Source organism: Labilibaculum sp. K2S (assembly GCF_030372765.1).
GTDB lineage: Bacteria > Bacteroidota > Bacteroidia > Bacteroidales > Marinifilaceae > Labilibaculum.
Genome location: NZ_JAUCMW010000023.1, coordinates 65966 through 71065 on the forward strand (window position 1 = coordinate 65966; position 5100 = coordinate 71065).

Annotated in this window: 6 protein-coding genes; 4 read left to right on the forward strand and 2 right to left on the reverse strand. The window is 33.2% G+C overall.

Features of this window, described 5'->3' with window-relative positions:
- Positions 1-382: 382 nt before the first annotated feature.
- Together QUH73_RS18260 and QUH73_RS18265 are read right to left on the reverse strand one after the other, a co-directional pair.
- A complete protein-coding gene (locus QUH73_RS18260) occupies positions 383-832 on the reverse strand; it encodes a GNAT family N-acetyltransferase (RefSeq protein ID WP_289531877.1) in 450 nt (149 codons plus the stop codon).
- 22 nt (positions 833-854) lie between these two features.
- Positions 855-1172, reverse strand: coding sequence for a putative signal transducing protein (locus tag QUH73_RS18265; protein ID WP_289531878.1), 318 nt, complete (start codon positions 1170-1172; stop codon positions 855-857).
- A gap of 286 nt (positions 1173-1458) precedes the next feature.
- Between QUH73_RS18265 and QUH73_RS18270 the strand changes: the two genes are divergently transcribed.
- The 4 genes from QUH73_RS18270 (at position 1459) to QUH73_RS18285 (ending at position 5097) form a co-directional block, all read left to right on the forward strand.
- Positions 1459-2292 carry an FKBP-type peptidyl-prolyl cis-trans isomerase gene (locus tag QUH73_RS18270; protein WP_289531879.1) on the forward strand — a complete coding sequence of 278 codons (834 nt, stop codon included), beginning with the start codon at positions 1459-1461 and terminating at the stop codon, positions 2290-2292.
- Between the two features lie 315 nt (positions 2293-2607).
- The gene (locus tag QUH73_RS18275) at positions 2608-2997 is read left to right on the forward strand and encodes a BlaI/MecI/CopY family transcriptional regulator (RefSeq protein WP_289531880.1); all 390 of its coding nucleotides are present in this window, start codon (positions 2608-2610) and stop codon (positions 2995-2997) included.
- A 2-nt stretch (positions 2998-2999) separates the two neighbouring features.
- Complete coding sequence (locus QUH73_RS18280) at positions 3000-4574, forward strand: M56 family metallopeptidase (RefSeq protein ID WP_289531881.1); 1575 nt, start codon at positions 3000-3002, stop codon at positions 4572-4574.
- Positions 4575-4752: 178 nt separating this feature from the next.
- Positions 4753-5097: a hypothetical protein gene (locus QUH73_RS18285; RefSeq protein WP_289531882.1), complete on the forward strand. Its 345-nt coding sequence runs from the start codon at positions 4753-4755 to the stop codon at positions 5095-5097.
- Positions 5098-5100: the final 3 nt, after the last annotated feature.

The window sequence follows — 5100 nt, forward strand, 5'->3', positions numbered from 1 at the left end:
TAGCATTCTTTAACTTTTGTTAAATGCACTTAACGAAAGAATGCAGTATGTTTGTAAAGTAAACGAGTGGTAAACGTTTTTTCATAGAAAATAGATTTAGGTTAGTAAATAGTGGTTAGTAGAAAAGCTTGGGTGGGGATCCAGGCTTTTTTCTTTTTTAATAAATACGATAAAAATCAAGCCCTACAGAAGATATGAAAGAGTACATATAGTTTATAATTACTTAAGATCATCTTAATGTAGTTTACTCGTCTCTTATCTACTTTTGAAATGTAAAAACACACAGATGTTTTTTTTCATAGATTAGTTACTATTAGTGGTTAGATTAAAATCCGGGTGGGGATCCGGATTTTTTTCATTTACTCATATTTTGTTTAAAAACTTACAACTCTTTCTCAAAACAAACGCTCTCTTTTACGCCTGCATATTGTCCGTAATTGAGAATAAATTGGTAACTATTCTTTTGGTAGAGTACGATTGCCTCGGGTTGTTTCACTCCGGTTTCCAATATGCATTTTTCAAACCCCAGCTCTCTGGCCCAGTTTTCCAATTCCTGTAAAACTTTTGATGCAGTCCCCTTCCCTCTGCACTCCGGTAAAACAAACATTCGCTTCACTTCCACGATTAATGGTTCGTATTCCTTTATGGCACCGCAACCAACTGGTTTCCCATCTTCATAAGCCAATACCACATACTTAATTTGATCCAATTTATTGAATTGAGAATAGAAAGAATGAGCTTCTCCGTCCCGTATCGCTAAATCAGAATCAAGTAATCTAACGAGATCAATAAAATCTTTATTTTTTAAATTGGTTCGTTTTAATATAATCATTATTATTTTATTTGTATACCAATCACAAATCTGCCCTCTGCCCTTTATTGAACTCCTTAATTAAACGAAGAGCCTGTTCCTTATCTTTTGCAAAAATTACAATTTCGACAGGATTGATTCCACCAGCAGAAACATGCCAAGGAGCAATAGTTCCCATTAGTTCGTTTTTTATATTTACGGCAATCCCATTCTCGGTAAGGATATCCTTTATTATCTCAGAATCTATTGGGCTTCCCGAATAAATTACAATTAAATCCAAATCGTTTTGTTTTGTTGTCATATCATCAAATAGTAAACGGTTTAAAAAATTAGCTTCTCCTGTTTTATCAAAATCGATCATTAAAATTAATTATTAATCACCAATAGAACTCAATTTATATTCTAAAAAGATAAAAACAGGCAGTCTTTCATAAAACACTCATACTTACCAATCATGTTAAAAAATCTTAAAAACAACTTAGGTTAATTCCTTCTTGTATATTTTTTATTTTAATTTTTAGCTCAAAATTGTACTTTCGCTTAAATTGGAAATGAGAATTATATTGCGGTTTTCAATTTACACCGAATACAAAATTTCACATCAAAAAAATAATTTTATCAATAACCTTAAAAAGAAGTATCAAAAAATGAAACGTACTAGTATTATTCTTGCCTTTTTAGCTGTTGTTGTATGTCTTAGTGCTTGTAAAAAAGTTCCTCGATCGGGTAAAGTTAGCTTCAAATCGAGCACTGACAGCCTTAGTTATGCTTTAGGATATATTGAAGCCAATAATTTCAAAAAATCATTCGAACGAATTCCATTCCAAATGGATTCAGCGGATTATAAAAACATCGCCATAGCTATTGCAAAAACCCAATTAACAAAAAGCTATTCTGATTTTAGAATCAAACAATTCGACTCAATTAACGAAGATGCTTTCTACAAAGGATTTTTGAACCAATTGGCCTATGGAAAATCGTATTTCTCAGAAATGAGTGCAGATATTTATCTACGAAAAATCTTCAATGAAAAAAAAGCTGTGCAAGATTCCCTGCATAAAGAACTGCAAAAAACCAACCTTTTAAAAGGGCAAAAATTTTTGGAGGAAAATAAAAAACGTAAAGAAATAATTACAACAGAAAGTGGACTTCAGTACGAAATATTAAAAAAAGGTACTGGTAAAATACCTGTTGCTACAGATCGCGTTAAATGTGTGTATCACGGAACTTTACTTGACGGTACTGTTTTTGATAGTGCGAAAGAACGTGGAGACACAACAGCTTTCTACGTAAACCAGGTAGTTAAAGGTTGGACTGAAGCACTTCAGTTAATGCCCGAAGGATCGGAATGGAAATTATATCTGCCTGCAGAACTAGGATATGGTGAAAGAGGAAGCGGAGAAAAAATAGGTCCGAACGAAACGCTTATTTTTGATATCAACCTAATCGAGGTAATCGAAAAAAAAGATAAGAAGAAATAAATCTTGTAGGATTGAATAGTAAGAGGGATATCGAAAGGTATCCCTTTTCTATTTATACTTTGTTATAAATTAAAGAAAAACCTCTTTCTCTTGGTGGAAGCTTGCAGTAAGTTCTATAGAAGTTCCATCGCTTAATGAATCATTTCAGCCCTTAAAACAAATTATTATTTAAAAGATAAAGACTATATTTTACGGGTATTTTAGAAGACATGAACGACACGCATACTATATTTATAGTAACATTTACTACAAACATAGTAGGAATTAAAAAACAAGCTACTATATTTGTAGTAGAAATTACAAATAAAAAACTCTATGGATTTAAAATCATTGACAAAGGCCGAAGAACAAATCATGCAAATTATCTGGAAACTGCGTGAGGCTATTGTTAAAGATGTGCTCGAACAATTTAAAGGATCGAAACCAGCCTACACTACAGTAGCAACTGTTCTTAGTGTTTTGGAAAAGAAAGGATTTGTATCGCACCGAAAAATTGGAAACACTAAACTGTTCACACCTGCAATAAGTAAAGCAGAATACACCAAATTTCAATTCACCTCTTTATTGGGAAACTACTTTAATGGTTCGTTTCCTAAAATGGCCAGCTTTTTTGCCAAAGAAAACGATTTAGACATTTCCGATTTGGAAAATATTATGAAACAAGCCGAAGAAGAGATGAAAAAAGATCAGCAAAAAGAGAACTAATTATGGAAGCATTGATAGAAATATTACTTCGGGCATCAATGAGCATGGCTTTACTGTATTCATTGTACTGGTTGCTTTTACGACAATCGACTCACTTTAAAGCGAATCGTTACTTTTTACTGGCAAGCCTCCTAATTTCTGTTGTAATGGCAATTGTTCCAGTTCATTATCAAGTTATGATTTCAACCCCTTCAATTCCTGTTTTGAATGATTACAATGGCGCTTTTAAAAATAACATTGCAAATTCTGCAATTGAAGAGACGGCCTATAATTTTTCATTGCTTAGTTTATTGTATGTGTTATATTTTGCAGGAGCGGCAATTGTACTGCTAAGAATAGTAATTCAATGCAGAAAGCCATTGCAAATTATAGCCAAATCAACACCTAAAAAAATCAATAATTGTTTGATTTATGAGAATGAGATTTACAATACTCCCTTCTCATTTTTCAATCGCATATTAATCAATCCTAAATATTTTAAACAAGACGAAATCAACGACATTTTAACTCACGAAAAAGTGCACATTCACGAGCGTCATTGGATCGATCTGTTCATTATAGAGCTGTTAACAGTGTTTTTCTGGTTCAATCCATTTATATGGTTATTTGAACGAGCAATAAAACAAAACCATGAATATCTGGCTGACGAAGGTGTATTAACCCGGGGCCATTCACCTGTCAGGTATCAGGCATTATTAATTAACCAGCTAATGGGCACTCAGGTAATTGGATTAGCCAATCACTTTAGTTCTGCCCAAGGCCCAACCCGATTTAAAATGATGACGAAAGAGAAAACAGCGAAACGCAAATTGTTTCGAATGATATGGGGAATTCCTATACTGGCTATTCTTCTGGTAGCTTTTGCCGAACCAGAGTACAAAACTACAGCAACTGATCCTGTAACAGAAAACACTTCTGTAATTCCAATTAATGAAGAGACCGTTAAAGTTCATGGATCTGTTCGTAATGAAGATGGAACTGCACTTACAGGTGCTTCAGTAATTATAAAAGGAACAACAACAGGTGCTGTTGCTGATAAAGAGGGGAAATTTGAGCTGAATGTACCCAAATCTGCAAAAAGTGAAATTATTGTTTCGTATGTAGGCTACAAAACGGCCGTAGTGACAGTAAATCCGCAATTGAAAGAAAAAACTTTTAATCTCCAACTGAAAAAAGAAGTCATTGGAATTAAAATTAACACCAATACATTGTCTTCAGACGGAGATGTACCACCTCCACCACCAGCAACCGAAGAATTTTCAAAATCGGATGAACCTGTTTTTATTGTTGTAGAAGATATGCCACAATACAATCAAGGATTATACGGATTAGAAAAGTACGTGCAAAAACAAAAGAACAAACTCTTTTTTGAGGGCAAAAAACTTGAAGGAAAAGCAACTATTGGTTTTACCATAAATGAAAAAGGGGAAGTAACCAATATTCAGATCCTTACCAAAAGCAATGATATAGCTGCAAAAGCTGCCACAAAAATTGCAGGCGAAATGGAAAATTGGAAACCTGGATCACAACGAGGAAAAGCTGTTCCTGTCAATTTTGCGATGGAATTAGAATTTTAAAAAACAAATAAAGTTGAAAAGAGATGCCAAATTGGTGTCTCTTTTTGTTTTGTCACAAGGCATTTTGACCATTGCATGAGACCGGCTAAAACTTTTTTACATTGAAAAATTTGAGAGAAAAGAGGTGCCGATAATTAATGGTAAATTAAACGTAAGTCAAGATTAAAAAAGAACTCATATGAAAAAAATTATTTTATTTTGCATTGGGCTATCAATGCTTTTATTTAGTTGCAACTTAAATAATGAGGATGATATTTTAAAAAAAGGATCTGTTGTTATTCAAGGTAAAATTGAGAATTTAAACTCAAAATACATTTGTATTGCCTTTCAAGATATTGTTCGGGGTCAAGCTCATTATACGCAAATCATTGATACTTTAACCGGAAACTTTCATTTTGTTTTTGATATTTATCATGAACAAGACATTAATTTAGAATACAATAATGAATATAGCACATTGTATGTAGAACCTGTGTATTTCGGTGTATATGTGCCACCCATTTCGGTGATGTTGTGCCACTAAAAA

Coding starts and splice junctions, on each gene's coding strand:
- QUH73_RS18285 (WP_289531882.1), top strand. CDS start 4,753: ATGAAAAAAATTATTTTATTTTGCATTGGGCTATCAATGCTTTTATTT.
- QUH73_RS18265 (WP_289531878.1), bottom strand. CDS start 1,172: ATGATCGATTTTGATAAAACAGGAGAAGCTAATTTTTTAAACCGTTTA.
- QUH73_RS18280 (WP_289531881.1), top strand. CDS start 3,000: ATGGAAGCATTGATAGAAATATTACTTCGGGCATCAATGAGCATGGCT.
- QUH73_RS18270 (WP_289531879.1), top strand. CDS start 1,459: ATGAAACGTACTAGTATTATTCTTGCCTTTTTAGCTGTTGTTGTATGT.
- QUH73_RS18275 (WP_289531880.1), top strand. CDS start 2,608: ATGGATTTAAAATCATTGACAAAGGCCGAAGAACAAATCATGCAAATT.
- QUH73_RS18260 (WP_289531877.1), bottom strand. CDS start 832: ATGATTATATTAAAACGAACCAATTTAAAAAATAAAGATTTTATTGAT.